This window comes from Burkholderia sp. DN3021 (assembly GCF_049805555.1).
GTDB lineage: Bacteria > Pseudomonadota > Gammaproteobacteria > Burkholderiales > Burkholderiaceae > Burkholderia > Burkholderia pyrrocinia_C.
In genome coordinates this window covers 1-26,940 of record NZ_JBNCAB010000095.1, presented here as the reverse complement: position 1 = coordinate 26,940, position 26,940 = coordinate 1, and the positions used below count along the sequence as shown (strand labels likewise).

The 26,940-nt window shown below is 66.9% G+C and carries 24 protein-coding genes and 1 pseudogene; 19 read left to right on the top strand and 6 right to left on the bottom strand.

Annotated elements, in window-relative coordinates; translation table 11 throughout:
• Together ACPUER_RS31175 and ACPUER_RS31170 are read right to left on the bottom strand one after the other, a co-directional pair.
• A partial coding sequence (locus ACPUER_RS31175) for an SH3 domain-containing protein (protein ID WP_425132982.1) occupies positions 1–632 on the bottom strand: 632 nt, incomplete at its 3' end.
• A gap of 33 nt (positions 633–665) precedes the next feature.
• Entirely contained in the window at positions 666–1,088 is a 423-nt protein-coding gene (locus ACPUER_RS31170) for a hypothetical protein (protein ID WP_072436571.1), read from the bottom strand.
• Between the two features lie 297 nt (positions 1,089–1,385).
• On the opposite strand from ACPUER_RS31170, the gene ACPUER_RS31165 reads away from it, so the two are divergent.
• Positions 1,386–2,924, top strand: coding sequence for a sigma-70 family RNA polymerase sigma factor (locus tag ACPUER_RS31165; protein ID WP_175958893.1), 1,539 nt, complete (start codon positions 1,386–1,388; stop codon positions 2,922–2,924).
• Positions 2,925–3,098: 174 nt separating this feature from the next.
• Positions 3,099–3,980 carry a helix-hairpin-helix domain-containing protein gene (locus ACPUER_RS31160; protein ID WP_425132981.1) on the top strand — a complete coding sequence of 294 codons (882 nt, stop codon included), beginning with the start codon at positions 3,099–3,101 and terminating at the stop codon, positions 3,978–3,980.
• Positions 3,981–4,035: 55 nt separating this feature from the next.
• Here the strand turns inward: ACPUER_RS31160 and ACPUER_RS31155 are convergent, their stop codons facing one another.
• Positions 4,036–4,461 (bottom strand): helix-turn-helix domain-containing protein, encoded by a 426-nt coding sequence (locus tag ACPUER_RS31155; protein WP_175958891.1) that lies wholly within the window; start codon positions 4,459–4,461, stop codon positions 4,036–4,038.
• 118 nt (positions 4,462–4,579) lie between these two features.
• Positions 4,580–6,094 carry an acetyl-CoA hydrolase/transferase family protein gene (locus ACPUER_RS31150; protein WP_310142785.1) on the bottom strand — a complete coding sequence of 505 codons (1,515 nt, stop codon included), beginning with the start codon at positions 6,092–6,094 and terminating at the stop codon, positions 4,580–4,582.
• A 663-nt stretch (positions 6,095–6,757) separates the two neighbouring features.
• Here ACPUER_RS31150 and ACPUER_RS31145 point away from each other — a divergent pair.
• The 7 genes from ACPUER_RS31145 to ACPUER_RS31115 are packed head-to-tail and all read left to right on the top strand — an operon-like array spanning position 6,758 to position 13,973.
• Positions 6,758–7,438: a CDP-alcohol phosphatidyltransferase family protein gene (locus ACPUER_RS31145; RefSeq protein ID WP_072436566.1), complete on the top strand. Its 681-nt coding sequence runs from the start codon at positions 6,758–6,760 to the stop codon at positions 7,436–7,438.
• Positions 7,435–8,244, top strand: a complete 810-nt coding sequence (locus ACPUER_RS31140; RefSeq protein WP_425132980.1) for a HalD/BesD family halogenase — start codon at positions 7,435–7,437, stop codon at positions 8,242–8,244. The genes ACPUER_RS31145 and ACPUER_RS31140 overlap by 4 nt, the downstream gene beginning before the upstream one ends.
• Entirely contained in the window at positions 8,241–9,242 is a 1,002-nt protein-coding gene (locus ACPUER_RS31135) for an HpnL family protein (protein WP_175958890.1), read from the top strand. The genes ACPUER_RS31140 and ACPUER_RS31135 overlap by 4 nt, the downstream gene beginning before the upstream one ends.
• Positions 9,243–9,278: 36 nt before the next feature.
• The gene (locus tag ACPUER_RS31130) at positions 9,279–10,046 is read left to right on the top strand and encodes an NTP transferase domain-containing protein (RefSeq protein WP_175958889.1); all 768 of its coding nucleotides are present in this window, start codon (positions 9,279–9,281) and stop codon (positions 10,044–10,046) included.
• Entirely contained in the window at positions 10,043–11,731 is a 1,689-nt protein-coding gene (gene aepX, locus ACPUER_RS31125) for a phosphoenolpyruvate mutase (RefSeq protein WP_175958888.1), read from the top strand. Before ACPUER_RS31130 ends, aepX begins: the two co-directional genes overlap by 4 nt.
• Positions 11,728–12,909 (top strand): phosphonopyruvate decarboxylase, encoded by a 1,182-nt coding sequence (gene aepY / locus ACPUER_RS31120; RefSeq protein ID WP_425132979.1) that lies wholly within the window; start codon positions 11,728–11,730, stop codon positions 12,907–12,909. Before aepX ends, aepY begins: the two co-directional genes overlap by 4 nt.
• Positions 12,909–13,973, top strand: a complete 1,065-nt coding sequence (locus ACPUER_RS31115; protein ID WP_425132978.1) for a 2-aminoethylphosphonate aminotransferase — start codon at positions 12,909–12,911, stop codon at positions 13,971–13,973. The genes aepY and ACPUER_RS31115 overlap by 1 nt, the downstream gene beginning before the upstream one ends.
• 165 nt (positions 13,974–14,138) lie before the next feature.
• On the opposite strand, the gene ACPUER_RS31110 is transcribed toward ACPUER_RS31115, so the two are convergent.
• The gene (locus ACPUER_RS31110; RefSeq protein WP_175958885.1) at positions 14,139–15,044 is read right to left on the bottom strand and encodes a LysR family transcriptional regulator; all 906 of its coding nucleotides are present in this window, start codon (positions 15,042–15,044) and stop codon (positions 14,139–14,141) included.
• 95 nt (positions 15,045–15,139) lie between these two features.
• Here ACPUER_RS31110 and ACPUER_RS31105 point away from each other — a divergent pair, with 95 nt between their 5' ends.
• The 7 genes and pseudogenes from ACPUER_RS31105 to ACPUER_RS31075 form a co-directional block, all read left to right on the top strand.
• Positions 15,140–16,090, top strand: coding sequence for a ketopantoate reductase family protein (locus ACPUER_RS31105; RefSeq protein ID WP_425132983.1), 951 nt, complete (start codon positions 15,140–15,142; stop codon positions 16,088–16,090).
• Positions 16,087–16,479, top strand: a complete 393-nt coding sequence (locus ACPUER_RS31100) for a VOC family protein (RefSeq protein WP_425132977.1) — start codon at positions 16,087–16,089, stop codon at positions 16,477–16,479. Before ACPUER_RS31105 ends, ACPUER_RS31100 begins: the two co-directional genes overlap by 4 nt.
• 1 nt (position 16,480) lies before the next feature.
• Complete coding sequence (locus tag ACPUER_RS31095) at positions 16,481–16,939, top strand: MaoC family dehydratase (RefSeq protein WP_175958882.1); 459 nt, start codon at positions 16,481–16,483, stop codon at positions 16,937–16,939.
• Positions 16,939–18,159 (top strand): CaiB/BaiF CoA transferase family protein, encoded by a 1,221-nt coding sequence (locus tag ACPUER_RS31090; RefSeq protein ID WP_425132976.1) that lies wholly within the window; start codon positions 16,939–16,941, stop codon positions 18,157–18,159. Before ACPUER_RS31095 ends, ACPUER_RS31090 begins: the two co-directional genes overlap by 1 nt.
• Positions 18,159–18,992, top strand: coding sequence for a shikimate dehydrogenase (gene aroE / locus ACPUER_RS31085; protein WP_175959207.1), 834 nt, complete (start codon positions 18,159–18,161; stop codon positions 18,990–18,992). Before ACPUER_RS31090 ends, aroE begins: the two co-directional genes overlap by 1 nt.
• 19 nt (positions 18,993–19,011) lie before the next feature.
• Positions 19,012–19,455, top strand: coding sequence for a type II 3-dehydroquinate dehydratase (gene aroQ / locus ACPUER_RS31080; RefSeq protein WP_175958880.1), 444 nt, complete (start codon positions 19,012–19,014; stop codon positions 19,453–19,455).
• Positions 19,456–19,903: 448 nt separating this feature from the next.
• Positions 19,904–20,167, top strand: a pseudogene (locus tag ACPUER_RS31075) (citrate/2-methylcitrate synthase); the annotation flags it as partial.
• An 80-nt stretch (positions 20,168–20,247) separates the two neighbouring features.
• Here the strand turns inward: ACPUER_RS31075 and ACPUER_RS31070 are convergent.
• Positions 20,248–20,439, bottom strand: coding sequence for a hypothetical protein (locus tag ACPUER_RS31070; RefSeq protein ID WP_425132975.1), 192 nt, complete (start codon positions 20,437–20,439; stop codon positions 20,248–20,250).
• 224 nt (positions 20,440–20,663) lie between these two features.
• On the opposite strand from ACPUER_RS31070, the gene ACPUER_RS31065 reads away from it, so the two are divergent.
• From ACPUER_RS31065 to ACPUER_RS31055, 3 genes are all read left to right on the top strand, one after another.
• Positions 20,664–22,865 (top strand): type I secretion system permease/ATPase, encoded by a 2,202-nt coding sequence (locus ACPUER_RS31065; RefSeq protein ID WP_425132974.1) that lies wholly within the window; start codon positions 20,664–20,666, stop codon positions 22,863–22,865.
• On the top strand, positions 22,849–24,273 hold the full coding sequence (locus ACPUER_RS31060) for an HlyD family type I secretion periplasmic adaptor subunit (RefSeq protein WP_425132973.1): 1,425 nt from the start codon (positions 22,849–22,851) through the stop codon (positions 24,271–24,273). The genes ACPUER_RS31065 and ACPUER_RS31060 overlap by 17 nt, the downstream gene beginning before the upstream one ends.
• Before the next feature lie 302 nt (positions 24,274–24,575).
• Positions 24,576–26,940, top strand: a 2,365-nt coding sequence (locus tag ACPUER_RS31055; protein ID WP_425132972.1) for an Ig-like domain-containing protein, incomplete at its 3' end; no start/stop codon positions are given.

Genomic DNA, 26,940 nt, shown 5'->3' with positions numbered 1-26,940 from the left:
GCCGACGGCTGCGCATCATGCGGCGCGGGCGCCGGGCCGCCCGGCGCGGCCTGCATCGGTGCAGGTGCAGGCGCCGCCGGCGCCGGCATGCGGTTCGCACCGTTCCAGCCGCCGCGCGTGGCCGACGGCCGCGCATCATGCTGCCCCGGCGCGGCCTGTATCGGCCCGCCCGGCTGCGGACGGCCCTGTCCCGGCGGGAACCCGCCGGGGCCGAGCCGCGGTTCCGCGCGATGCGCCCAACGATCGCGGTCGTGGTACCACGGGCGGTGCCGATAATAACGATCCCAGTACGCGCCGATCGCGAATCCGGTCACCGGGACCCCGATGATCGCGCCGTATTCGAGCAACGGCACGTAGTTGCCCTGGTACGGATACTCGAGCAACTGCGCATCGATCCAGCCGCGCACGCCCGGCAGCGCGACGTCGCACCACGAGTAGTCGCTCAGGCAGCCGAATACGTCCAGCGCCGTGTCGGGCGGGATCTCCGCGACCACCGGATAATCGGGCGCCGGCCCGGCGTACAGCTCGGCCGGCGAGTTCGTGTAGGCGCTGCTCTGCGCATCGGCGACGCCCGGCGCGGCCGCGAGGCCAAGCAGGACGACGCACAGACTTCGGACAATCGTGTTGCTCATGATGCTCTCCCGCGCGGCCCCGCCGCGCGCCCGTCAGTGCCGATGGCCGCCGCCCCAGTGGCCGCCGCCCCAATGCCCGCCGCCCCACGGACGATGCCAGTACCCGCCGCGCCCGCCCCAGTATCCGCCGCCCCAACGGCCCCAGAAGCCGATCGTGACGGGCGGCCCGTACCAGCCCGGGTAGTACGCGGGGTAGTAGTACGGATACGGCGGCGGCACATAGGCCGGCGCGACATACACCGGCACCGGCGCAACGACGTCGGCCGGCGTGTCGGGGGCCGGCGAAAGGGCCGCGCCGGGCGCGGCAGGTGCAACCGGGATCTCGCGCTGTGTTACCGTGGCGGGCGCCGGCGCGTAATAAGGCGCATACCCGTACGGGCTCGTGTAGTAGCAGCCGCCGAGCGTCAGCGCGGCCAGCGCGATGACGGCGGGCCTCGCGGCGGGAATCGGGTTCATCTCGTGCTCCGGCATAATCCGCGCGCCGCCGCCGGGCGCGCGCCTGACTCTAGCTTACGTCCCCTGCAGATTTCCGCGGGTATGATCGGTTACTTTTTGTTTCCTGCGCCGGGCGGTCCTGCGGGCATGCCGCATGCTGCCCGTTCTGCCGCGCCCGCGTTGAAGTTGGCGCAAATGCCCTCAACTTGAACGATGTCAGGCTGACCGGCGCGGACGGGCGTTCGCGGACACCCGGCAGCCGAGAACCGGCGGACTTCGGCCCGCCCCGACAGGAGCGCGGCTCACGCCGCCATCGACATGACTACGCCACGCCCCACTCCCCGGGCGGACACGCCGCTCGATCCGATCATCCAGTTGCTGGCACTCGCCGGCGAACAGGGTTATCTGACGCACGCCGACCTCGTCGACGCGCTGCCGCCCGAAAGCGACAGCCCCGACGCGCTGGACGTCGTGCGCGCCGCGCTCGCCGACATCGGCATCGCCGTGCTCGACGAGCCGGCCGCGCCTGCGCCGTTCGCCGGCACGGCGCCTGTCGAAGTCGATCGCGACACGCTCGACGAAGGCCGGGCCGTGCTCGGCGACCTCGCACGCGGCACGAGCGCATCGACCGATCCGCTCGCGCTCTACATGCGGCGCATGCAGGCAGTACCGCTGCTCACGCGCGAAGGCGAAATCGTGCTCGCCCGCGAAATCGAGACGGGCCGCCACCAGGTGCTGCACGCGCTCGCCGGCTGTCCGGCGGCGGTCGACGCGCTGCTTGCGCGTCACCGTGCAACGGTGGGTGCCGCCGGCGCAACCGGATCGCCCGATGACGACGACGGCGACACGCCCATTCCCGCCAGCTACGACGCGCTGCAGGCAGCCGTGTCAGCGCTGCGCGGCGCATTGCTTGCGCACGGCTGCCGTTCGGCCGAATACCGCGACGCGCGCAACCGCGTGGCCGCGCTGCTCGGCACGATCGCGTGGGTCGCGCCGGCTGTCGACGACGCAAGCCGCGTCGTGCGCGCGCTCGCGGCAGCCCCGCACGACGCCGCAGCGGGCGAAGCCGCCCGCTTCGACGCGGTCGCCCGGCGTGCCCTCGCGGCAGCGCTGGCCGACGGCCAGCAGAAAGTGCACGGCGCGACCCGCGCGATGCTCGAGGCGAACCTGCGGCTCGTGCTGTCGATCGCGCGCAAGTACATGAACCGCGGCATCGACCTGTCCGATCTCGTGCAGGACGGCTGCCTCGGCCTGATGCGCGCGATCGAGAAATTCGAATACCGGCGCGGGTTCAAGTTCTCGACCTATGCGACCTGGTGGATCCGCCAGGCGGTCGCGCGCGCGGTCGCGGATCGGTCGCGCACGATCCGCGTGCCGGTGCACGTCGGCGACCAGTACCAGCGTGTACGGCGGCATGCGCTGCGCTTTCGCCAGCGCACCGGCCGCCAGGCGACGCCTGCCGAACTCGCGGCCGAAACCGGGCTCGACGAGGACAAGGTGCGCGCGGTGCTCGCGCTGCCCGCCGAGCCCGTCTCGCTCGACACGCCGCTGCCCGACGCGGACACCGGCCTCGTGGACCTGATCGAGGACCAGGCGTCGGCCAGCCCGTTCGAGCAACTGGCCGACACGCGCATGCGCGAATGCGTGACGTCGCTGCTGCGGTCGGTCACGCCGGCCGAGGCCGACGTGCTGCGCCGGCGGTTCGGCCTCGGCGGCGCCGAGCCCGATACGTACGACGCGATCGCGCAGGACGCCGGCATGTCGCGCGAACGCGTGCGGCAGATCGAGAAACGTGCGCTCGCCGCGCTGCGCACGGCCGCCGAGGCCGAGAACGCGCAGTCGTTTCTCGACGCGTAAGCGCGACGCACGGTCGTGCCCACATGCGGCACGACCGCGCGCTTCGCGCCTGTGCTACGTTTGCCATTGACGTGCGTCAAGTTTTGTTCGTCGCGTGTCGCGACAATGGTCAAGAGCCGACCGGCGCATCGCTCGCCGCGTCCATTCCGTTTGCGCTTCCCCGGGTCCCTCGCCATGCAGTCGACCGCCAGCCAAACGTACGAGGAAAACCGGCACATCGCGGCATGCCTGCGCGAGGCCGCGCAGTGGCTCGCCGATCAGGGCGCGAACCCGTACCGGGTCGCTGCGTACCGCGCGTCGGCCGCCACGATCGATGCGCTCGACCGCGACATCCGCACCTTGTTCGAAGCCGGTGGCGTCGACGCGCTGGGCGCGCTGCCCGACATCGGCACGGGCGTCGCGCAGGCGATCGCCGAACTGCTGGTGACGGGACGCTGGCGCCAGCTCGACCGGCTGCGCGGCGATACCGAGCGGATATCCGCATTCGAGGCCGTGCCGGGCATCGGCCACGCGCTCGCGCTGCGCATTCAAGACGCGCTGCACATCGACACGCTCGAGGAGCTCGAACGCGCGGCCCGCAACGGCCAGCTCGAAACGATCGCGGGCGTCGGCCCACGGCGCGCGGTCGGCATCCGCACCGCGCTCGACGACGTGCTGAGCCGCCGCCGGCGCTGGCAGGGGCACGTCCAGGACGCCGGCCCCGGCACGGAGCCGCCCGTCGAGCTGCTGCTCTACATCGATCGCCAGTACCGCCACAAAGCCGCCGCCGGCGTGCTGCCGATGCTCGTGCACCGACGCATGAACGCGGACGACTATGTGCCGCCGCCTGTGATGCACATGACGAAAGGCGGTTGGCATTTCACGGCGCTGTGCCAGCACGCCGCCGCGCGCACGCCGGAATCCGGCTACACGATGGACTGGGTTTCGCTCTACTTCTACGATGCCGTGCAGCGCGAACACCAGCGCACCGTCTTCACCGAAACGTTCGGCTCGCTCGTCGGCAAGCGCATCGTGCGCGGGCGCGAGATGGAGTGCCGCGTGTATTACGCGGGATGAGTCATGCGTCGGCAGCTTCGCTGACGTCGAATGCCGCATCGCGCCGGCCAACCGCTTACGCGCCGTCCGCCTTCGTGCGGCGCGCCGGATGACGATGCGCGGCAATGCGCAGCAGCTTCCGGAACGACGGGCATTCGAGATGGTTCTGCGCCGGACACACGGCCGCATGCCGCAGCGCATCGCGCACGGCGCCGAGACGGCGAATCGTGCGATCGAGTTCGTCAGCCTTGCCGTCGAGCTTCGCGCGATCGATCGCGGGCCGGCCGTCCGCGCCGACCATCGCGAGGATGTCGTCGAGCGAAAAGCCGGCCTCGCGGCCGAGCGCGATCAGCGCCAGGCGCTCCAGCACCGACTCGTCGTATTGCCGCCGCAGCCCGTGCCGGCCGGTCGGGACGATCAGCCCCTTTTCCTCGTAGTAGCGCAGCGTCGACGCGGGCAACCCCGTGCGCCGCGCGACGTCCGCAATGTCCAGACGGCTCATGCTTGACCTCAAGTGAACTTGAAGTTGCAAGATAGTCGCCCGACTCCGTAAAGACAAGCGCGGACCGCGTTGAAATCCGCATCGAGGCGCTCGTCGCGGCGCTCGGCTTCGCGCTGCGTCAGGCCTTCATCGTCCCGGTCCGCACGTAGCGCTCGTGCCACGACAGCGCTTCGGCGAGCAGGTGCGGCGTGTGCTTTCCGAAGCTTTCGCGCGACGCACGCTCGAAGTAGTCCTCGAGCATCGGCCGGTAATCGGGGTGAGCGCAGGTCGCGATGATCTTGCGAGCGCGCTGCTTCGGCGACAGGCCGCGCAGGTCCGCGAGGCCCTGCTCGGTGACGACCACCGCGACGTCGTGCTCGGTATGGTCGACGTGGCTCGCCATCGGCACGATCCGCGAGATCGCGCCGCCCTTCGCGGTACTCGCCGACATGAAGCACGACAGGTAGCCGTTGCGCGCGAAGTCGCCCGAGCCGCCGATGCCGTTCTGGATCTTCGTGCCCATCACGTGCGTCGAGTTCACGTTGCCGTAGATGTCGGCCTCGATCATCCCGTTCATCGCGATGCAGCCGAGGCGGCGCACGAGTTCCGGATGGTTGCTGATCTCCTGCGGGCGCAGCACGATCTTCTCGCGGAACGTCGCGATCTCGTCTGCGAAGCGCTGCACGGCGGCCGGGCTCAACGACAGCGCGGTAGCCGACGCGAAGCCCAGCGTGCCGTCGTCGAGCAGGTCGAGCATGGCGTCCTGAATCACTTCGGTGTACGCGGTCAGGTTCGAGAAGCCGGCCGAGCTGAGTTCCGCGAGCACCGCGTTCGTGATGTTGCCGACGCCCGACTGCAGCGGCAGCAGGTTCTCCGGCAGGCGGCCGCGCTTGACTTCGTGGCGCAGGAAGTCGATCAGTTGCAGCGCGATCTGCTTCGACGTTTCGTCCGGCGCGGAGAACGCGTTGCTGCGATCGGGCGCGTCGGTCTCGACGATCGCGACGATCTTGTCGACCGGGCAGCGCAGGTACGGCTCGCCGATCCGGTCGTCGCTCTTCGTCAGCGGAATCGGCTTGCGATGCGGCGGCAGCGCGGTGCCGTAATAGATGTCGTGCATCCCGTCGAGGCCGAGCGGCTGGCGCGAGTTGACCTCGAGGATCACGTGCTTCGCGCGTTCGAGCCACGTCTTGTTGTTGCCGATCGATGCGGACGGAATCAGCAGCCCGTCCTCGCGGATGCCCGCGACTTCGACGATCGCGACGTCGAGATCGCCGTACAGCCCGAACCATGCGTATTGCGCGACGTGGCTCAGGTGGACGTCCTGGTAGTCGACTTCGCCGCTGTTGATCTTGTCGCGCAGCGTCGGGTCGGACTGGTACGGCAGCCGCATCGAGATGCCGTTGGTGCGGGCGAGCGCGCCGTCGAGTTCCGGCGCGGTGGATGCGCCCGTCAGCACGTTGATCCGGAAGTCCTCGCCGCGCGCGTGCGCCGCGTCGATATGGGCGGCAAGCGCGGCCGGCACGGCCTTCGGATAACCCGAGCCGGTGAAGCCGCTCATGGCGACGGTCATGCCGGGACGGATCAGCGCGGCGGCTTCGTCGGCGGTGCGGACGAGCGAACGCAGGGCGGGAGCGAGGATGCGTGATGAAGACATGGCTGGTTTCTGACGCTTTGGTCTGTCGTTGATGTCGCGGGGGCGCTCCTGAGCGACATGAAGCCCTTGGGGCCGCAAGGAGCGGCCGGCACCACAGGCACGGTCGGAGTATCGCAGAGGCGACCGCCGCGAAATGTCCGCCGGATGCAAAAGATCCTTGCCGGATTTGCCGGGTATCGAACGACCGTTCTGTGACAGGCGACCCCGATGAACCGGATGCACACGAAAGGTGCACGAAAGCATCGGGACGAATGACCGGTCGCCGATCGACAACCCTCGCGAATCAAACGCCGGATTTCGATTGCAATTTTCTGCGCATCGATCGGCAATTGCCGATACGTATGCAGCGCGGCCAATTGTCGCCCGATGCACCTTTTCCGAGCCTGACGCATGTCAAGGTCGCACGCGCCGCGCGCCGTCCGCCGGCATGCGCGAAAAGCACCGCCGCAACGGCCTCCGAGGCCCGTCCGTCCTTGACAGCCGCGCGATGCGAACCACACTGGAATACGGGCCCGGCCGCCGCGTTTGTGCGCCGTTTGCACACCCCTTTTGCACGCCCGGTTTTCGACCGGCCGCGCCCCGCTAGACGCGGTAACACTCCCGTATGTCAGGACATTGATCGAATAAAAAGCAACAAATTACAATTCCGTATATATTTCGCCGATGGACCAAAGAAAAACCGCCACACGATCCGAGCCCCCCCTGCCACGCACCTGGGATGCGCGGCTCGCGCGCTCGCTCGTCCGACCGCTTGTCGATACGCCGGTCACCCCGAATCACCTCACCACCCTTCGTCTGCTGATCGGCCTCGCCGGCGCCTGGTGCCTCGCGCACGGCGGCTTCGGCTGGAGCAACGCAGGCGCGTTCCTGATCGTGCTGTCGAACTTCGTCGACCACACCGACGGCGAGCTCGCGCGCATCAGCGGCAAGTCCAGCAAGATCGGTCACTTTTACGACCTCGCGGCCGATGCGCTCGTGACGATCGCGCTGTTCGTCAGCATGGGCCTCGGCATCGTCGCCCAGGGCGGCCAGATGGCCGCGCCGCCGGTGCTGCTCGGCGCGGTGGCCGGCGCGGCCGTCGCGCTGATCTTCTTCCTGCGCATGCGGATCGAATCGATCGCCGGCAAGGCCGGCACCAAACAGGCATTCGCCGGCGGCTTCGAAACCGAAGACGTGCTGTACCTGCTGCCGATCGTGACGCTCGTCGACGGCGTCGAGCCGTTCCTGCTCGCGGCGTCGATCGGCGCCCCGCTGTTTGCCGCATGGGTCGTGATCGACTGGTGGCGCATCGTCCGGCGCGGCAACCTCCCGCAGAATTCAACCGAAATCCAGGCTTCCAAATGACTCCGAGCACGCGCGACGACTCCGTGCTGAGCCCGGCACGCCCCGCGCCTGTGCGCGCGGCCGCGTCCGACCCCGATCGCACCGTGGCCGACTGCGTCGGCCGTCTCGACCTCGACCGCCTGCGCGGCGACTACACGCGCCAGGGGTCGTTCCTGTACCTCGACGCCTTCCTGCCGGCCGACGCGCACGCGAAGCTCGCGGCCGCCGCCCGCGCGATGCAGGCCGGCCTGAACCGCAATTACCTGCCCGGCCACAAGCAGGGCGGCAGCGTGAGCCGCCACACGATCGACGAGCAGGCGCCGTACATCGCCGAGCTATATCGTTCGAAGGCGCTGATCGGCTTTCTCGAGAAGCTCACGGGCGACAAGCTGATGCTGTCGCCGGACGACGATCCGCACGCGTACGCGCTGTATTACTACACGAAGCCCGGCGACCACATCGGCTGGCACTACGACACGTCGTATTACGACGGCCGCCGCTACACGCTGCTGATCGGCGTGATCGACGAATCGTCGTGCCGGCTCGACTACGAACTGCACACGCGCAACCCGGACGTGCCCGACGAACCGGGCTCCGTGCAGATCGCCGACGGCGGCATCGTGCTGTTCGACGGCGACAAGCTGCGCCACCGCATCACGCCGCTCGGCCAGAACGAGATGCGCGTGTCGCTGACTTTCGAATACGTGACGAACCCCGGCATGCGGCCGTGGAAGCGCTTCATCTCGAACATGAAGGACGCGATCGCGTATTTCGGTTTCCGCCAGGTGTTCAAGCAACTGGCCACGCGGCGCACGGCCGGGTCATGACACGCGCCGGCCTGATCCTGCTGTCCCTCGGGACCGCACTCTTCGTCGCACTCCTTGCATGGCAGGGCGTCGGCGCGGTCGCGTCCACGTTCCTCGCGGCCGGCTGGGGCCTCGCGCTCGTCGCGGCGTTCCACGTCGTGCCGCTCGTGATCGACGCGATCGCGATCTCCGTGATGTTCCGCCGCGGCCAGCCGGGCGCCGAGCTCGGCAACGCGCTGCGCGCGCGCTGGGTCGGCGAATCGGTCAACAGCCTGCTGCCCGCCGGGCAGATCGGCGGCCCCGTGCTGATGGTGCGCCACCTCGCGCAGCGCGGCACGCGGATGGCCGACGCGGCGGCCGCCGTCACCGTCGGCACGACGATGCAGGCGCTCGCGCAGATGGCGTTCGCGCTGATCGGCATCGCCGCGTTCAGCCTGTATGCGACGCACGAGTCGGTCGCGCACCTGCGCACGCCCGCGCTGATCGCCACCGGCGTGCTCGGCGCGCTCGCGGCGCTGTTCTACGTGGCGCAGCGGCGCGGGCTGTTCGGCCGCGGCCTGCGCCTCGCGTCGAAGCTGCTGGGCCCGCGCGACTGGTCGTCGCTCGCGACCCGCGCCGACGCGATCGACGACGCGGTCGGTACGCTGTACCGCGATCGTGCGAGGGTCGCGAAGACCTTCGCATTGAGCCTCGCAGGCTGGATCGTCGGCACCGCGGAAGTGTGGCTCGCGCTGCACTTCCTCGGGCACCCGGTGAGCTGGCTCGACGCGCTGCTGCTCGAAAGCGTCGGCCAGGCGATCCGCGGCGCGGCCTTCGCGATCCCGGGCTCGCTCGGCGCGCAGGAAGGCGGTTACCTGCTGCTCGCGCCGCTGGTCGGACTGCCGCCCGACGCGGCGCTCGCGCTGTCGCTCGCAAAGCGCGCGCGCGAACTCGCGCTCGGCCTGCCCGGCCTGCTCTATCTGCATTTCAGTGAAAGAAACTGGCAGCGGCGCCATGCGCCGCAGCCGCTCGCCGACTGATCGTTCAGATCCGCCGGCTTTTTGGTTGGAGAACCCATGCGAGCCATCATTCTTGCGGCAGGCCTCGGCTTGCGCCTGCAACAACCGCCCGAGGCGCAGTTCCCGAAGTGCCTGCTGCGCTTCGACGACGTTTCGCTGCTCGAGCGCCATCTGCGTGTGCTCGATGCCGCCGGCGTCGACGAGATCGTGCTCGGGCTCGGCTTCCAGGCCGGGAAGGTCGAGCAGGAATTGAAGCGCCTCGGCCGCCAGGCCGAGATCGTGCTGAACGAGCGCTACGACCTCGGCAGCGTGCTGACCGTGCATACCGTCGCCGATGCGATGACGCGCGGCGGCGACGTGCTGCTGATGGACGCCGACGTGCTGTATGACGAGAGCATCCTGCACGCGCTGGTGGCCGATCCCGACAAGGCGGTCGATCGCCTGCTGATCGACCGCGACTTCGAGGCCGGCGACGAACCCGTCAAGCTGTGCGTGAAGAACGGCGTGCCGGTCGAGCTGCGCAAGCAGCTCGCGGTCGACCTCGACTACGACACGATCGGCGAATCGGTCGGCTTCTTCCGCTTCACCGAAGGCACCGCGCGCCGCCTCGCGGCGATCGTCGCGGGTTACGTCGACAGCGGCCGCTCGAACATGCCGCACGAAGAAGCCGTGCGCGACCTGCTGCTCGAAGGCGGCCATTCGTTCGACGTCGCCGACGTCACCGGCTCGCCGTGGATCGAGATCGACTTCCCGAACGACGTTGCACGCGCCACCCAAGAAATCCTTCCCCTGATTCAACGCACCACCGCAGGAGCCGCACGATGAACGCACGCGAACCCAACTTCACCGAATCGCGCAGCGCGCGCCTGCGCCGCATGCTCGTCAGCAGCGACCTCGAATTCCTGATGGAAGCGCACAACGGCCTGTCCGCGCGGATCGTCCGCGAGGCCGGCTTCAAGGGGATCTGGGCATCGGGCCTCGCGATCTCCGCGCAGTTCGGCGTGCGCGACAACAACGAGGCCAGCTGGACGCAGGTCGTCGACGTGCTCGAGTTCATGGCCGACGCGAGCGACCTGCCGATCCTGCTCGACGGCGACACCGGCTACGGCAACTTCAACAACGTGCGCCGCCTCGTGAAGAAGCTCGAACAGCGCGGCATCGCCGGCGTCTGCATCGAGGACAAGCAATTCCCGAAGACGAACAGCTTCATCGACGGCGAGCGCCAGCCGCTCGCCGAGATCGACGAGTTCTGCGGCAAGATCAAGGCCGGCAAGGATTCGCAGACCGATCCGGACTTCTCGATCGTCGCGCGCGTCGAGGCACTGATCGCGGGCTGGGGGATGGACGAGGCACTGCGCCGCGCGAACGCGTATGCGGAAGCCGGCGCCGACGCGATCCTGATCCACAGCAAGCTGTCGCGCCCGGACGAGATCCTGCAGTTCGCGCGCGAATGGAGCGGCAAGGCGCCGCTCGTGATCGTGCCGACCAAGTACTACAGCACGCCGACCGACGTGTTCCGCCAGGCCGGCATCAGCACCGTGATCTGGGCGAACCACCTGATCCGCGCATCGGCTTCCGCGATGCAGGCCGTCGCGCGCGAGATCCACGAGAACGAAACGCTGATCAACGTCGAAGACCGCGTCGCGTCGGTCAACGAGATCTTCCGCCTGCAGGACGCCGACGAATATTCGGCGGCCGAGCGCATCTACCTGTCGTCGTCGTCGCGCGCGTCGAATGCGGCGGTCGTGCTCGCCGCGAGCCGCGGCAAGGGGCTCGAAGCCGTCACCGAAGACAAACCCAAGGTCATGCTGCCGGTCGCCGGCAAGCCGCTGCTGCGCTGGCTCGTCGACGGCTTCAAGAAGCAAGGCGTGAACGACATCACCGTGGTCGGCGGCTATCGCGCCGACGCGATCGACACGTCGGGCATCAAGCTCGTCGTCAACGAGCGCCATGCGCAGACTGGCGAACTCGCGTCGCTCGCATGCGCGGCGGAACGCCTGACGGGCGACACCGTGATCTCGTACGGCGACCTGCTGTTCCGCAGCTACATCCTGCGCGACCTCGCGGAGAGCGAAGCCGAATTCAGCGTCGTCGTCGATTCGTCGCTGACGGAGCCGACCAACCAGAGCGTGCGCGACTTCGCGCTCTGCTCGGCGGCGGACGATCGCGGCCTGTTCGGCCAGAAGACGTATCTGCAACGTGTATCGAGCGACGTCGCCACAGGCACGCCGCACGGCCGCTGGATCGGCCTGCTGAACGTGCGCGGCGCCGGCGTCGATCGCCTGAAGGCGATGCTCGCGACGCTGCAGGCGCGCGACGATTTCGACACGCTCGACATCCCGATGCTGCTCAACGAACTGATCGCCGCCGGCGAGAAGATCGAGGTGCAGTACGTGCACGGCCACTGGCGCGGCGTCAACGATCTCGAAGACTTCCGCCGCGCGGGCGACTTCGCGCACGGCCAGACGCCGCTGTCCGAACCGGGCGCCGGCAACGGGGGCGCGCAATGATCGAAGCGGCCCAGTTCGTCGAGGCCGCGCGCGAACGCGGCTTCGACTGGTACGCGGGCGTGCCCTGCTCGTACCTGACGCCGTTCATCAACTACGTGCTGCAGGACCCGACGCTGCACTACGTGTCGGCCGCGAACGAAGGCGACGCGGTCGCGCTGATCGCGGGCGCGACGCTCGGCGGCAAGCGCGGAATCTCGATGATGCAGAACTCGGGGCTCGGCAACGCGGTGAGCCCGCTGACGTCGCTGACCTGGACGTTCCGCCTGCCGCAACTGCTGATCGTCACGTGGCGCGGCCAGCCGGGCGTCGCCGACGAGCCGCAGCACGCGCTGATGGGCCCGATCACGCCCGCGATGCTGGACACGATGGAGATCCCGTGGGAGACGTTCCCGACCGACCCCGAACAGGTCGGCCCGGCGCTCGATCGCGCGATCGCGCACATGGACGCGACGGGCCGCCCGTACGCGCTCGTGATGCAGAAAGGCAGCGTCGCGCCGTATGAACTGAAGGCGAACCCGGCGGCGAAGCCGCGCGCGCATGTCGCCGCGCAAGCGTCGTCGCGCGCCGTGTCGGCCGACGCATGGCCGACCCGTCACGACGCGCTGCAGCGCGTGATCGCGCACACGCCGGTCGATTCGACCGTCGTGCTCGCGTCGACCGGTTTCTGCGGCCGCGAACTCTACGCCATCGACGATCGCCCGAACCAGCTGTACATGGTCGGCTCGATGGGCTGCGTGACGCCGCTCGCGCTCGGCCTCGCGCTCGCGCGCCCCGACCTGCGCGTGGTGGCCGTCGACGGCGACGGCGCTGCGCTGATGCGGATGGGCGTGTTCGCGACGCTCGGCACCTACGGCCCGGCCAACCTCACGCACGTGCTGCTCGACAACGGCGCGCACGAATCGACGGGCGGCCAGGCGACCGTGTCTCAGCATGTATCGTTCGCGGGCGTCGCGGCCGCATGCGGCTATGCGTCGGCGATCGAAGGCGACACGCTCGACGTGCTCGATGCAACGCTGGCTGCGCCGGGCGACGGAGCACAGTTCGTGCGCGTTGCGATCCGCACCGGCGTGCCCGACGGCCTGCCCCGCCCGACCGTCACGCCGGTCGAGGTCAAGACCCGTCTGATGCGGCATATCGGCGCCGCGCAGGCCGAAGCCCACGCTGAAGGAGCCCTTTGATGCTGCTGCTGAACCCCGGCCCGGTAACGCTGAGCGAACGCGTGCGCCGCAGCCTGCTGCAACCCGACCTGTGCCATCGCGAAAGCGAATTCTTCGATCTGCAGGACGAAGCGCGTGCGCGCCTCGTCGCCGCCTACGAACTCGATCCGGCCGAATGGGCCGCCGTGCTGATGACGGGCTCGGGCACGGCCGCCGTCGAGAGCATGATCGCGGCGCTCGTGCCGCAGGACGGCAAGCTGCTCGTGATCGAGAACGGCGTGTACGGCGAGCGGATCGCGCAGATCGCGACGCAGTACGGGATCGCGCACGACGTGCTGAAGCATGAATGGATGCAGGCGCCCGATCTCGCGCAGATCGCCGCGCGCCTCGACGCGGGCGGCTACTCGCACGTTGCGGTGATCCATCACGAAACGACGACGGGCCGCCTGAACGACCTCGCCGCGATCGCCGAAGTCTGCCGTTCGCGCGGCGTGAGGCTGCTCGTCGACGGCGTCAGCAGCTTCGGCGCGGAAGCGATCGACTTCGCCGGCGGCGACATCGACGCGGTTGCCGCGACCGCGAACAAGTGCCTGCACGGCGTGCCGGGCGCGGCGTTCGTGATCGTGCGCCGCAGCGCGCTCGCGAAGGCGGCGAGCCGCACGTACTACCTCGACCTCGGCCGTCTCGCGAAGCTGCAGGACCAGCGCAACACGCCGTTCACGCCGTCGGTGCACGCGTACTACGCGCTCGTCGAGGCGCTGCGCGAGTTCGACGAAGCCGGCGGCTGGCGCGCGCGCCATGCGCGTTACAAGGCGCTCGCCGACCGGGCACAGGCCGGCCTCGCCGCGCGCGGAATGCCGCTGGTGCTGCCGGAAGGTGCGTCGTCGGTCGTGCTGCGCGCGTACCGGCTGCCGCAGGGCGTCACGTACGAGACGCTGCACGACGGCCTGAAGGCTCGCGGCTTCGTGATTTATGCGGGGCAAGGCGGGCTGTCGAAGGAGCTGTTCCGCATCTCGACGATGGGCGCGATCGAAGCGGCCGATGTCGACCGGTTGCTGGATGGTTTTACCGAGCTGACGCGGTAAGCGGCTGCCGCTTCGTCGACGAGAGGCCCGTGAGGGCCTTTTTTTGTTCGCGGATTTCTGTGGATGTCGCTTAGCCACCCTCTGCGACCATTCGATGCTACGTCAACTGAACGGCTGTTCCCGGGGATAGAACTGACGATCAGATGGTCGACGTCGCGTGAAACGTCAGCGCAGACTGCTGAAAAGCTGAGCGACCAGATCGCGCAGCCAGCGATTTCCTGCTTCGTGGTGATAGCGGGCGTGCCAGTGCTGCCGCACCGCAAATCCCGCCACCGGTATCGGACACGGATGCACCGACAGGTCATTCACCTTCGCCAGCGTCTCGCCGATATGCCGCGGCAGCGTGGCAATCAGGTCGGTGCTCTTGATGATGGCCCCGAGCCCGAGAAAACCCGGTAGCTCGAGTACGACGTCCCGCTCAACGTGTTCGCGCACAAGCGCCTGCTCCAGCAGTTGCGCCCCGGTCCCTGCCGAGATGGCGACGTGGCCTTCCGCGCGGTACTGCTTGAGCCCGAGCTTTCCGCGCCCGCGCGGATGATGCTTATTCATCAGACACACCCAGTCCTGCGTGTACAACTGCTGCTGGTAAATGCCGCCGCCGAGCCAGGGCACGTGACCGATCGCAAGGTCTGCCTCACCCGATTCCAGCGCGCGTTCGGTATTGCCGTCGATTCTGGCCGCTTCGAGACGGATCCCCGGCGCCTGCGCGCGCACGTGCGCCAGCATGCGCGGAAGCAGCGTGATGTGGCTCGCGTCGGTCATGCAGATGCGGAACCGCCGCTTTGCGGTGGTGGGGTCGAATGCAATCTCCCACGCCGCGAAGCGCCGCAGTGATTCGAGAATCTCCCGGCACGGACCGATCAGCGCATCGGCTTGCGGCGTCGGCGCCATGCCGCCAGGCGTACGTATGAACAGCGGGTCTTGCAGATGCTCCCGCAAACGCCCGAGCCAGATGCTGACCGTCGGCTGACTCTGTCCGAGCTGCTCCGCGACGCGCGTGACACTGCGGACATCGTAGAGAAGATCGAAGAGCTGCAGCAGCTTCAGATCGGGGAGTTCTGCCGGGTTCATAGCAATATTGTCTGGTGCAATGATGTCATTGTATCCATTGCATTGCGGACATGAGTGCCGAATCGTATCTTGGTCTCCAGATCAAGGAGACGGCAGTGAAGATTGCGATTTTAGGTGCGGGTGCTCTGGGCTGTGCCATCGGCGCGGCGCTGACCGAAGGCGGCAACGAAGTCTGGCTGCTGAACCGCTCGGTGGCACATGTGGAGGCCATGCGGCGCGATGGTCTGTGCGTGGACGACGCGAATGGCTCGCGTCGTGTGAAGGTAAACGCGACGACGCGTGCCGACGAAGCCGGCGCCGCCGATCTGGTGGTCGTGCTGGTCAAGTCATTTCATACCGATGCAGCGATGCGCGGCGCGCTGGACCTGATCGGACCCGACACGCTGGTCCTGTCGCTGCAGAATGGCCTTGGGCACGAAGACGTGCTCGCCGACATCGTCGGGCGCGAGCGCGTACTGGCCGGCAAGACGTACGTCGGCGGCGTGATGCGCAATCCAGGGCACATCGAGTCAGGCGTCGCTGGCAAGACGACCTATATCGGCGAACTCGATGGCCGGATAACCTCCCGCGTGACGGCGATCGCCGAAACCTTCAATGCCGCCGGACTGGCCACCACCGTCAGCGACAACATCGTCGGCACGATGTGGGACAAGCTGCTGGTCAATGTCGCAACCGGCGCGCTGACGGGCGCCACGGGCCTGACCTACGGCCAGCTTTACGACGAACCGCTTCTGAAAGCGGCCGCGCTCGCGGCGGTCGCCGAAGCGATCGCGGTCGCCCACGCCGCGGGTGTCACGCTCTCGACAACCGATCCTGAACGCCCGTGGAACCTGGCAGGCGAAGGACTTTCGTCAGCCTTCAAGACCTCGATGCTGCAAAGCCTCGAAAAAGGCTCCATCACCGAAATCGACTTTATCAACGGCGCGGTCGTGCGCTGGGGACAACGGCACGGCGTGCCGACGCCCGTCAACGCGACGCTGGTCGCGTGCATCAAGGGCATCGAGCGCGCGATGGCCGACCGACAACACAGGGAGACAACCGCATGAACGGCAGCAAGGCTTATCTGGAGCATGTCGCCATCTGGGTGAAGGACATCCACTGGCACATCCGCTTTTTCGAAGACGTTCTCGGCATGACGATGCGCGAGGTCGACGGCACCGTCGAGGAACCACGACAGTACTGGACGCTCGGCGGTTTGCAGTTCATCCATAACCCCCAGCATGACGCGCCTGAAGGTCGCCTCGGGCACCTGGGCGTGATGTGTGAAGACCTGGAGGCCGCGCTGGCTGCCGCGCAAAAGTATGACGTCAGCGAAATGCCGCAGGGACGCAACTGGTTGCGCCTCCCGGACGGCCTCGCCGTCGAACTGATCCAGGCAAAGCCCGCATCGTGCGTGGCGCGGGCACTGGACATCAATCCACGCTCGGAGGTTTGAGATGACGATCGTCGATAAATATTGGGACGATGCCCGCGAGGGCGACGAGTGCGTGAGCCCGAACTACACGGTAACGAAGGAACGCATTCTGGCCTACGCAGACCTGACAGGCGATCACACACCGGTTCATGTGGACGAGGAATACGCGAACGCGAGCCACTTCGGTTCGATCGTTGCACATGGTCTGTTTGGCCTGTCTATCGCCGATGGGCTCAAGACCCAGAGCGACTACCGCTTCCTGCCGGGCATGTCGCTCGGCTGGACGTGGGATTTCAACTTGCCCATCAAGGTCAACGACGTGCTGCACGTCAAGTTCCGCGTCGGCACGATGCGCGCGAGCAAGAGCCGTCCCGACTGGGGCATCGTCGTGCTGCCGTCAGAGCTGATCAATCAGGACGGCCACGTCGTCCAGCATGGCGAGCATCGTCTGATGGTGCCGCGCCGACCGGGAGCATTCTGATGCAAGCACGTCCTCTCGAAGGTATTCGCGTCGTCGACTACAGCCATTTTCTGGCCGGTCCGTATGTTGGGCGTTGTCTCGCGGCGCTCGGCGCCGAAGTCATCAAGGTCGAGCGTCCCGGCAGCGGCGATGCGGGTCGTCAGCACGCCACGGTGCTCGACGACGAACAGAGCGGCTATTTTCTGCAGCTCAACATGGGCAAGCGTGGTGTCAGCGTCAACATGCGCGACCCGCGTGGGAAGGAGTTCATGCAGCGGCTGTGCGATTCGGCGGATGTGTTCGTCGAGAACTATCGGCCGGGTGCGCTGAACAAACTCGGGCTTGGTTATGACGAACTGTCCGCACGCAATCCGAAACTGGTCTACTGCTCAATTTCGGCCTACGGCCATACGGGACCTGACGCGCATCGCGCCGGTTTCGGTCTGATTGCCGAAGCGAAGAGCGGCATCATGCAGATGATCGGCACTCCCGGCGAGCCGCCCCCGCTGATGCGCATTTCGCTCGGCGACATGTACACCGGTATTCACGCGGTGGCGGCGATCAATGCCGCGCTGCTCGGTCGCGTGAAGAGCGGCCGCGGCCAGCACATCGACATGGCGCTGTACGACACGCTGGTGTCGATGCACGAGTACGCCGTGCAGTGCTACACGATGCAAGGCACCGTGCCCGAGCAGACCGGTCACGACATGCCCACGTCGACACTCTATGGCGTGTTTCGTGCCGCCGACGGCGACCTCGTCATCGCGGCCCAGGTGGACGACGCGTGGAAGCGCTTCGCCGCCCTGATCGAGTCGCATGAAGGACCGGCCGGTTTCGGCACTGACACGCGCTATCACACCCTCGCGGGACGCAACGCGAACCGGTTGGACATTCTGTCCGTCGTGAAGCCCTGGGTGGCAAGCCGACCGGTCGCGCAGGTGCTCGAGCTGTTGGATGGCATCGATGTGCCTTGTGCGAAGGTGCAGCGCATCGACGAAGTGCTTGTCGATCCGCAGATCGTGGCGCGCGGCATGGTGGTCGAGCAGGAGCACCCGCGCTACGGCAAGTTGCGCCTGCCGAACCTGCCGTTCCGCTTCTCCGACTGCGACACGACGATCCGCGAGGTCGCTCCCGATCTCGGTCAGCACAACGCCGAAGTGGCGCAATCGCTGGGTTTCGGCGCTGCCGAGATCGACGCGATGCAGACTGAAGGTGTGCTGTATTCAAAAGTGAGGCCATGATGACTGACCAGTACGCGGTGATCGGCAACCCGATCGGCCATACGAAATCCCCACTGATCCACGGTCTCTTCGCGCAGGAGACACGGCAGGACATGTCTTATACGGCAATTGAAGGACCGTTGGAGCCGCAGGACGCGTTCGCCGCGACCGTGCGCGCGTTCATCGCAGCGGGCGGCAAAGGCATGAACGTGACCGCGCCGTTCAAGCTGAAGGCGTTCGCGATGGCCGACGAACGCAGCGAACGCGCGGCACTGGCCGGTGCCGCCAATGCGCTGAGCTTCAGCGACGGCCGGATCGTCGCTGAGAATTTTGACGGTGTTGGTCTGGTGCGCGACATCGAGGTCAACCTGAACCTGCCGATGGCCGGCAGGCGCGTGCTGATCCTCGGCGCCGGTGGGGCGGTGCGTGGTGCATTGCTGCCATTCCTTGCCGCGCGACCTGCTGAACTGGTCGTCGCTAACCGGGACATTGCCAAGGTTCGGGCGCTGGTCGAACAAGTCGCTACGAGCGGTCCGCTTGCCGCTTGCGGGTACGGCGACCTCGAGGCGATGGGACAGTTCGACCTGGTGGTCAACGCGACGTCGGCCAGCCTTACCGGCGATCTGCCTCCGGTCCCACCGAGCGTTTTCAGTCCTTCAGGCACGGCTTACGAACTCGCCTATGGCAAGCGATTGACGCCCTTCCTGAGACTCGCGCGCAATGCGGGCGTGCTGGGTGTCGCGGACGGTGTCGGCATGCTGGTGGAGCAGGCGGCGGAAGCATTCGACTGGTGGCGAGGCGTGCGGCCCCAGACCCGTGCCGTGATCGACCGGCTCACGGTGCCGCTGGATTGAACGTGCAACGGAGTGACGAATGAAAAAGGTCCTGATGCTTCACGGTATCAACCACAATATGTTTGGCAAGCGCGACCCGGTGCAGTACGGAACGATCACTCTGGCCGAAATCGATGCCCGGCTGCAGGCTCTCGGCGCCGAGCTTGGCGTGCAGGTGGAATCATTCCAGACGAACAGCGAAGGGGCAATGTGCGAGCGCATTCACCGAGCCTTCGAGGAGCGCTGTGACGCCGTGCTGATCAACGCCGGGGCGTGGACACACTACAGCTACGGCATACGCGATGCGCTGGCTATTCTCATCTGCCCGGTCGTGGAATTGCACATGTCCAACATTCACGCCCGGGAACCGTTCCGACATCACTCGGTATTCGCCGAGATCGTCGATGGGCAAATCTGCGGCTTTGGGGTCGAGAGCTATCTGCTCGCCTTGCGAGCCGCAGTTGCTCAGAGCAAACACAAGTGAAGCAATCGGCAATCTGGCTCCGAACCAGATTCAGCAATCCTTAGTGTGACGCTGTGTCCGGAATTACAGGGTCAACTCCAGTCGCTGTCCTGAGCGCCTGATCGCAAGGGCAATGTTCGGATGGGACGATGCGGCCGATTGATTTCCCAAACCAGCTGGAATTGATAGACGGCTCGAGGGTCGCTACCGGCATGTGCCGGACCTCGGCAGGCGCGCCACGACATCAACGGAAAAATGATGCTGACGTGTAACGCCGTGCTAACAGCCGGGTGCCTCCGGTCATCGGAAGCCCCGATGCTGCGTCACGCCAGCGGCGGGGATGCTCCCCGCGAGCTGCGCGTCACACTCTGGCGTTACCCGTCAAAGCGCGTTCGGCGCCGCCCTTCCGCCAAGCACCGCGGCGACGTTATCGAGCGCGGTAAAACCCATCTGGTCGCGCGGCTCGATCGTCGCGCTCGCGATGCTGTCGGTGCAGCTTCGGTTGCCGCGCGACGCGGCGTTCGGGCTGTTCTCGATCGCGCGCAGCGTCGGGCTGTTGGCCCACTGTATCGAACAACTGCGCGTGGGCAACGTGATCCGGCCGCGCAGCCGCTATACGGGGCCGACGTTCGACGAACGGCATCTGCGCCCCGAGGCCGAGGCCGAAGACGACGGCACACTGCCGAAAGCCGGCATGATCGAGAAGAACCGGGTGTTCAAGATCGTGGATTGACCGCGGCCGGGCGTTGAACCGACGGACGGGTCAGCGACCCGATGTGTACCCCGCCGATACGCCCCTGAAACCGAAGCGTTTCACGACTGCAACATTTTCGATACCGGATCCGGCCCCGTGCCGACGGCGTTTCCGGATCCGCGTAGCGTGCGGGCCTTCTCCGGTGCGCCGTTGTCGCTGCGTCGGCACGAAATCGCACGGCGCTCGCGCAGGCGCAACGTATCAGCCCTGAAACCAAACCGGCATTCGAATACCGCCGTCGGTCGGCGCATGCCCGCCTCCGCCCCACCAGGCGCGCCAGTCGCTGCATCTGGCCCGCTCCTTGCTGTTGCTCCGACGCAAACACAAGCAGTCACAAGCAGTCGCACAAGCGACGAACAGCACACACACAATCGGGGTGAGGTATGAACAAGACGGAGCGCTTGACGGCGGCAATGTGCGCGCGCGACGGACTGCCGCATCGGTCGGACCGTCACCAGCCCGGCAGCGTGCTGTAATGCAGGCCGCCGCTACACAAGCCGCTGCCGCGAGCGGGGAGCCGAGCGCCGCGCACGGCTGGAATCTGCCGCACGGATCGGGTATCGAAGACGATCCGTTGCTCGGCTGCCTGCTCGTGCTGACGCGGCTGTTCGACCGGCCGGTGGGCGTCGACACGCTCGTGGCCGGCCTGCCGCTCGCCGGCCGGCGCCTCACCCCGGCCCTGTTCGTGCGGGCCGCGGCGCGCGCCGGTCTGTCGGCCAAACTGGCCCGGCGCGCGTTGCCCGACATCCCGGATGCGGTCCTGCCCGCGGTGCTGCTGCTCAACGACGGCCAGGCCTGCGTGCTGGTTCGCCGCAATGCGGACGGCACCATGCAGGTGATCCTTCCTGAAACCGGTATCGGCGAGGAAGCCGTCGACCCGGCCGAACTCGCGCAACGCCACGCCGGCCACGTGCTGTTCGCGCGCCCGGCCCACCGATTCGATGCACGCGACACGGAAAGCGTCGTGCCGCGCCCGCGCCACTGGTTCTGGGGCGTGGTCGCGCAATCGTGGCCGATCTATGCGGAAGTGATGCTCGCGTCGACGCTGGTCAATCTTTTCGCGCTGGCGATGCCGCTGTTCACGATGAACGTCTACGATCGCGTCGTGCCGAACCGGGCGCTCGAGACGCTGTGGGCGCTGGCGGCCGGCATCGCGCTCGTGATCGTGTTCGACGTGGTGATGCGCACGTTGCGCGGCTATTTCATCGACGTGGCCGGCAAGAAGATCGACGTGATCCTGTCGGCAAACCTGTACGAGAAAGTACTCGGCATCCGGATGGCTGCGCGGCCGCCGTCCGTCGGCGGATTCGCTTCGCAGATCCAGGAATTCGAAGCCGTGCGGGAATTCCTCACGTCGGCGACCGCGGCGGCGCTGATCGACCTGCCGTTTTCGATCGTGTTCGTCGTGGCGATGTTCTGGGTCGGCGGCGGGCTCGGCTGGCTGCCGCTGCTGGCATTGCCGCTCGTGATCGGCGCGGGCGTGGCCGTGCAGGGGCCGCTCGCGCGGGCCGTGCAAGCCAGCCAGCGGCACGCGAGCCAGCGCCAGGCCCTGTTGATCGAAACGCTGGTCGGCCTCGAGACGATCAAGGTCAACGGTGCGGAAGGACCGATGCAGGCGCGCTGGGAGCAGATGCTCGGCGAGATCGCACGGCTCGGGCTCAAGTCGCGCCTGCTGTCGGGATGCGCGGTCAATTTCGCGATGTTCGCGCAGCAGGCGGCCTATCTCGCGGTGGTCCTGTGCGGCGTGTACATGATCGGCGACGACCGGCTCACGACCGGCGGACTGATCGCCTGCACGATCTTCACCGGCCGCGCGCTCGCGCCGATGGGCCAGGTCGCGTCGCTGCTGACCCGCTACCACCAGTCGCGCAGCGCGCTGGCGTCGATCGACGGCGTGATGAACCTGCCCGGCGAGCGTCCGGCCGAGCAGCGCTTCGTCCATCGGCCGGCGCTCAGCGGCGAGATCGAATTCCGTAACGTCAGCTTCGCGTACCCCGGCCAGAGCGGCGTCTCGCTCGAAGGCGTGTCGTTCCGCATCGCCGCGGGCGAGCGCGTCGGCATCATCGGGCGCGTCGGCTCGGGCAAGACCACGATCGAAAAACTCGTCCTCGGCCTCTACCCGCCTTCATCCGGCAACGTGCTGATCGACGGCGTCGAACTGCGTCAGTACGATCCTGCCGCGCTGCGGCGCGGGATCGGTCACGTGCCGCAGGACGTGATGCTGTTCAACGGCACCGTGCGCGACAACATCGTGCTGGGCGCGCCGGGCGCGGACGACGACGCCGTGTTGCGCGCCGCGCAGGTGGCCGGCGTCGCGGACTTCGTCAACCGTGTGCCGAACGGCTTCGACCTCGCGGTGGGCGAACGCGGCGAAGCGTTGTCCGGCGGGCAGCGCCAGGCCATCGCCATCGCCCGCGCGATGCTGCTGTCGCCGCCGGTGCTGTTGCTCGACGAGCCGAGCAGCGCGATGGACAACCGCTCCGAAGAGCTGTTCAAGGCCCGCCTGTCGGCCCAGCTCGCCGGCCGCACGCTGCTGCTGGTCACGCACCGTCCGTCGCTGCTCACGCTCGTCGACCGCCTGATCGTGATGGATCAGGGCCGCGTCGTCGCTGACGGCCCGAAGGACCAGGTCCTCGCGGCTCTTGCAGGGAGAAAGCTCCATGTCGCTGCTGGCTGAACCCGACGGCGCCGGCGCGCCGACGACGCAACGCATCGCCGCGCTCAACGCACTGCGCGGCCGCATCAGCGCCGCGCTGAAGCCGCGCGCCGACGATACCGCGTTCATGCGCGAACGCTGCGCGGCCGCGATGGAGGGGCCGCGCTACTTCACTCACTGGATTCTCTGGGCGACGCTCGCGTTCATCGTCATCGCCCTCCTGTGGGCCGCGTTCGCCGAAGTCGACGAAGTCACCGTCGGGGAAGGCAAGGTGATTCCGTCCAGCCGCGTGCAGGTGGTGCAGAACCTGGAGGGCGGGATCGTCTCGGAGATCATGGTGCGCGTCGGCCAGGTCGTCCAGAAAGGCCAGCCGCTGATGCGCATCGACGATACACGGTTCACGTCGTCGTACAAGGAAGGACAGGCGAAGGATGCCGCGCTCCTTGCCCGCATCGCGCGGCTGAGCGCCGAAGCGAACGGTGCCGCGTTCGTCGTGCCGGACCGCCTGGCACGCGCTAACCCGGGCCTGCTGGACGAGGAACGCTCGCTGTTCGAGTCGCGTCAGCGCGAATTGCAGGCCAATCTCGACGTGCTGAGGCAACAGGCCGAACAGCACCGGCAGGAACTCGCCGAAAAGCGCTCGCGCGAGGTGCAGTTGCAACACAGCTATGCGCTCGTCGCGAAGGAACTGGCGTTGACGAGCCCGCTGGTGGAAAAAGGCGCGGTATCGGACGTCGAGGTGCTGCGGCTCGAGCGGCAGGCGACCGACATGAAGGGCGACCTCGATGCGACGCGGCTCGCGATGCCGCGGCTGGAAGCCGCCTATCGCGAGGCGCGCCAGAAGATCGACGAAACGACCGCGCACTTTCGTGCCGACGCGATGAAGGAACTGAATCTCGCGCGCGCCGATCAGTCGGCGCTGAGTGCGGCCAACGTCGCGCTCGAGGATCGCGTCACGCGCACCCTGGTGCGCGCGCCGCTGAAAGGGATGATCAAGCAGATCAAGATCAACACCGTGGGCGGCGTGATCCAGCCGGGGATGGACTTGCTGGAAATCGTGCCGCTCGACGACACGCTGTTGATCGAAGCACGCGTGCGGCCGGCGGACATCGCGTTCCTGCATCCGGGGCAGGACGCGACGGTCAAGCTGTCCGCGTACGACTTCTCGATCTATGGCGGCTTTCCCGCCGTCGTCGAGGACATCAGCGCCGACACGATCGTGCCGGACCGTCCCGGCGAAAAACCGGACAGCTATTACCGCGTACTGGTTCGGACGCGGCAAAACAAGCCGAGCGGCCGCAGCCAGCCGGTCGCGATCGTGCCGGGCATGATCGCGACCGTCGACATCCGCACCGGGCGCCGTACCGTATTGCATTACCTGCTCAAGCCCGTCATCAAGACCAAGGAAATGGCGTTGCGCGAGCGTTGACACGAGAACCGGTTTGCAGTTCGTCGGGCATGCGCGGCATCAGGCGGCGCAGCGCCCGCATTAAAACATGACAGGACGGGGAGCACGACATGGCGACGACTTCAAATGGGACCGCGGTTTCCATCAGCAATACGCCGCAGGCAACGAACGACGTATTTACGTCGGCCCAGACCGGGCTCACCGACAATACGCTTACCACCGTCTACCTGAACGTGATGGCGAACGATCTCGGCGGCGCGGCCAAGACGCTCTATTCGCTCGACTCCGGCACTGAAACGACCGTCGCGCTCGAACAGACGGCGTTGCTGACGCAGGATACGGGCCGGGTGGAATCGGTGAGCACGGATTTCAGCGCGCACGGCGCGCACATCTGGATCACGTCCGACGGCAAGGTCGGGTATGACGCGAGCCATCTCGACGCATCGTGGTTGTCGAACAGCTTCAATACGCTCGGCTACGCGCAGGACAGCTTCACGTACGCGATCCGGCTGGGCAACGGTACGCTGAGCTGGGCGACCGCCTATGTCGACATTGCGCCGCCCGCTCCTGTCGTCGCGCTGGCGCACGACACGGGGATGTCGGCCGCCGACAACATCACGTCGGACGGTACGCTGTCGGTCGGCGCGGTGGCGCACGGCGCGACCGTTCAGTACAGCACCGACAACGGCGCGCACTGGAACGCGAGCTTCAGCGCCGTCGAAGGAACGAATACCGTGCTGGTGCGGCAGATCGACGTGACCGGCAATGCGTCGGCCGTGTCTTCGTGCTCGTTCACGCTGGATACGGCTGGCGGGACGGCGCCTCGGGTGGCGCTGGCGGTCGATTCGGGCAGTAGCGCGACGGATCACGTCACGAATGTCGGGGCGCTGAATGTCTCGGGCATTGAAACCGGTGCTACCGTGCAGTACAGCGTTGATAACGGTGCGCATTGGAGTACGAGCTTGAGTGCCGTCGAAGGCGTGAATAATGTGCAGGTCCGGCAGGTCGATGTCGCGGGTAATGCGTCGGCCCCGACCTCGTTCAGTTTCACGCTGGATACGTCGGCTGGGGCGCCGGGTGTTGCGTTGACTACCGACTCCGGTAGCAATGCCTCCGATCACATCACCAACGTCGGCACGCTGAACATCACTGGCATCGAAGCCGGCGCAACCGTTCAGTACAGCGTCGACAGCGGTGCGCATTGGAGTACCAGCTTCAGCGCCGTCCAAGGCGTGAACAACGTGCAAGTTCGGCAGATCGATGTGGCGGGCAACATATCGTCAGCTACATCTCTCAGCTTCACGCTCGATACCTCGGCTGCTGCGCCGGGTGTTGCGCTGACCACCGATTCCGGCAGCAGCGCTACTGATCACATCACCAACGTCGGCACGCTGAACCTCTCGGGCATCGAAACCGGCGCAACCGTTCAGTACAGCGTCGACAACGGCGCGCATTGGAACACAAGCTTCAGTGCCGTTGAAGGCGTGAACAACGTTCAAGTCCGCCAGATCGACGTGGCCGGCAACACATCGTCAGCTACATCGCTCAGCTTCACGCTCGATACCTCGGCCGCGTCGCCGGGTGTTACGTTGACCACCGATTCCGGCAGCAGCGCTACTGATCACATCACCAACGTCGGCACGCTGAACCTCTCGGGCACCGAAACCGGCGCCACCGTTCAGTACAGCATCGACAGCGGTGCGCATTGGAGTACCAGCTTCAGCGCCGTCCAAGGCGTGAACAACGTGCAAGTTCGGCAGATCGATGTGGCGGGCAACACGTCGTCGGCAACGTCGCTCAGCTTCACGCTCGATACCTCGGCTGCTGCGCCGGGTGTTGCGCTGACCACCGATTCCGGCAGCAGCGCTACTGATCACATCACCAACGTCGGCACGCTGAACCTCTCGGGCATCGAAACCGGCGCAACCGTTCAGTACAGCGTCGACAACGGCGCGCATTGGAACACAAGCTTCAGTGCCGTTGAAGGCGTGAACAACGTTCAAGTCCGCCAGATCGACGTGGCCGGCAACACATCGTCAGCTACATCGCTCAGCTTCACGCTCGATACCTCGGCCGCGTCGCCGGGTGTTACGTTGACCACCGACTCCGGCAGCAACGCCACCGACCACATCACCAACATTGGTACGTTGAATCTCTCAGGCATCGAAACCGGCGCAACCGTTCAGTACAGCATCGACAGCGGTGCACATTGGAGTACCAGCTTCAGCGCCGTCCAAGGCGTGAACAACGTGCAGGTTCGAGAGATCGACATCGCGGGCAACACGTCGTCGGCCACGTCGTTCAGTTTCACGCTCGATACCTCGGCCGCCGCGCCTGGTGTCGCTCTGACCACCGACTCCGGCAGCAGCGCCACCGACCACGTCACCAATATCGGCACGCTGAATCTTACCGGCATTGAAACTGGCGCCACCGTCGAATATTCGATAGATGGTGGTCATACCTGGAACACCAGCTTCAACGCCGTCGAAGGCGTGAACGACGTGCAGGTTCGGCAGACCGATGTCGCGGGCAACACGTCTGACCCGACCTCGTTCAGCTTTACGCTCGATACCTCGGCCGCCGCGCCCGGTGTCGCGCTCACGAGCGATTCCGGTAGCAACTCGACCGACCACATCACGAACGTCGGTGCACTCAACGTTTCTGGTGTGGAGACTGGCGCAGTTATCG

What these genes read in the sequence shown, in the direction of transcription:
- ACPUER_RS31160 (WP_425132981.1), top strand. Translation starts at nt 3,099, where the DNA reads ATGCAGTCGACCGCCAGCCAAACGTACGAGGAAAACCGGCACATCGCG.
- ACPUER_RS31165 (WP_175958893.1), top strand. Translation starts at nt 1,386, where the DNA reads ATGACTACGCCACGCCCCACTCCCCGGGCGGACACGCCGCTCGATCCG.
- aroQ (WP_175958880.1), top strand. Translation starts at nt 19,012, where the DNA reads ATGAAAAAGGTCCTGATGCTTCACGGTATCAACCACAATATGTTTGGC.
- aepY (WP_425132979.1), top strand. Translation starts at nt 11,728, where the DNA reads ATGATCGAAGCGGCCCAGTTCGTCGAGGCCGCGCGCGAACGCGGCTTC.
- ACPUER_RS31135 (WP_175958890.1), top strand. Translation starts at nt 8,241, where the DNA reads ATGACACGCGCCGGCCTGATCCTGCTGTCCCTCGGGACCGCACTCTTC.
- ACPUER_RS31065 (WP_425132974.1), top strand. Translation starts at nt 20,664, where the DNA reads ATGCAGGCCGCCGCTACACAAGCCGCTGCCGCGAGCGGGGAGCCGAGC.
- ACPUER_RS31170 (WP_072436571.1), bottom strand. Translation starts at nt 1,088, where the DNA reads ATGAACCCGATTCCCGCCGCGAGGCCCGCCGTCATCGCGCTGGCCGCG.
- ACPUER_RS31095 (WP_175958882.1), top strand. Translation starts at nt 16,481, where the DNA reads ATGACGATCGTCGATAAATATTGGGACGATGCCCGCGAGGGCGACGAG.
- ACPUER_RS31060 (WP_425132973.1), top strand. Translation starts at nt 22,849, where the DNA reads ATGTCGCTGCTGGCTGAACCCGACGGCGCCGGCGCGCCGACGACGCAA.
- ACPUER_RS31140 (WP_425132980.1), top strand. Translation starts at nt 7,435, where the DNA reads ATGACTCCGAGCACGCGCGACGACTCCGTGCTGAGCCCGGCACGCCCC.
- ACPUER_RS31150 (WP_310142785.1), bottom strand. Translation starts at nt 6,094, where the DNA reads ATGTCTTCATCACGCATCCTCGCTCCCGCCCTGCGTTCGCTCGTCCGC.
- ACPUER_RS31090 (WP_425132976.1), top strand. Translation starts at nt 16,939, where the DNA reads ATGCAAGCACGTCCTCTCGAAGGTATTCGCGTCGTCGACTACAGCCAT.
- ACPUER_RS31070 (WP_425132975.1), bottom strand. Translation starts at nt 20,439, where the DNA reads ATGCGCCGACCGACGGCGGTATTCGAATGCCGGTTTGGTTTCAGGGCT.
- ACPUER_RS31110 (WP_175958885.1), bottom strand. Translation starts at nt 15,044, where the DNA reads ATGAACCCGGCAGAACTCCCCGATCTGAAGCTGCTGCAGCTCTTCGAT.
- ACPUER_RS31145 (WP_072436566.1), top strand. Translation starts at nt 6,758, where the DNA reads ATGGACCAAAGAAAAACCGCCACACGATCCGAGCCCCCCCTGCCACGC.
- ACPUER_RS31155 (WP_175958891.1), bottom strand. Translation starts at nt 4,461, where the DNA reads ATGAGCCGTCTGGACATTGCGGACGTCGCGCGGCGCACGGGGTTGCCC.
- aepX (WP_175958888.1), top strand. Translation starts at nt 10,043, where the DNA reads ATGAACGCACGCGAACCCAACTTCACCGAATCGCGCAGCGCGCGCCTG.
- aroE (WP_175959207.1), top strand. Translation starts at nt 18,159, where the DNA reads ATGACTGACCAGTACGCGGTGATCGGCAACCCGATCGGCCATACGAAA.
- ACPUER_RS31130 (WP_175958889.1), top strand. Translation starts at nt 9,279, where the DNA reads ATGCGAGCCATCATTCTTGCGGCAGGCCTCGGCTTGCGCCTGCAACAA.
- ACPUER_RS31115 (WP_425132978.1), top strand. Translation starts at nt 12,909, where the DNA reads ATGCTGCTGCTGAACCCCGGCCCGGTAACGCTGAGCGAACGCGTGCGC.
- ACPUER_RS31100 (WP_425132977.1), top strand. Translation starts at nt 16,087, where the DNA reads ATGAACGGCAGCAAGGCTTATCTGGAGCATGTCGCCATCTGGGTGAAG.